This window comes from Staphylococcus sp. HMSC061G12 (genome assembly GCF_001838465.1).
Lineage (GTDB): Bacteria > Bacillota > Bacilli > Staphylococcales > Staphylococcaceae > Staphylococcus > Staphylococcus simulans.
In genome coordinates, this window is the sequence record NZ_KV837129.1 from 1 (window position 1) to 786 (window position 786).

General features: G+C 33.5%; 1 protein-coding gene. It reads right to left on the bottom strand.

Going from position 1 to position 786, the window contains the following annotated elements; translation table 11 throughout:
* Positions 1-432: 432 nt before the first annotated feature.
* A partial coding sequence (locus HMPREF2937_RS13735) for a hypothetical protein (RefSeq protein ID WP_180364630.1) occupies positions 433-786 on the bottom strand: 354 nt, incomplete at its 5' end.

Consider the following 786-nt stretch of genomic DNA (forward strand, 5'->3'; position numbering starts at 1 on the left):
GCTTGAATTGAATCGAATGTTGCGTGTTCTTGTAAATTTATTAGTTGATATGCCATAATTTTTCCTTCTTTCTTAGAGGAACAAAAAAAGTGTGAGCCGATATATACAACGGCTTACACTTTTTTGACAATATCATCAGTTAGCGGTATCTCTGCTTTCTTGTTTCATTTAATACTTTTATGTTGCAATTTTACTTTTGTTCTTGTAACATAAGAGTATCAAAAGAATAAGAAAGAAGGACACCTAAAGTGCGCCGATAGCTGGTTTATCGGTAGCGGCTAATTACTGCGGCTAACAGTAATTAGTGCTGGTGTTCTTTTTTCGTTCTTTTTATTTAATGTTATCTTAGCACTAATCATTAAAAATTAAAAGCATTAACATAATATTAAAAAAGAGAGCAGCTGAGCAATAGCTGCTCTCTTTTTTTATAGTTTAAGAACCTTTTTTATGTTTGAATTTTTGATTGTCTTTAATAGCAGGATTGCCGCCTTTATCTAAAGCAACCTTTTTGATTTTATCGTCAACGATTGTGACTAGGTAGGGTGCTGATCCTTCACCTTCATAATAGTTGTTCAGGCCTGCAAGTCTTTTACCTTTGATTTCTGTTGGTTGATAAGTATTAGAAAATTGAATTGTTTCTTTAGTATCATCTACATGATCTGCTGAGCCTACACCTTTAGGGAATTTATAATTACGTGCCGTTGATAATTCTAAGACACCTGAACCGATAATGTGTAAATCGACTTTTTGTACTTTCGGCGGTTCGTATTTAACGGTATCTAACTC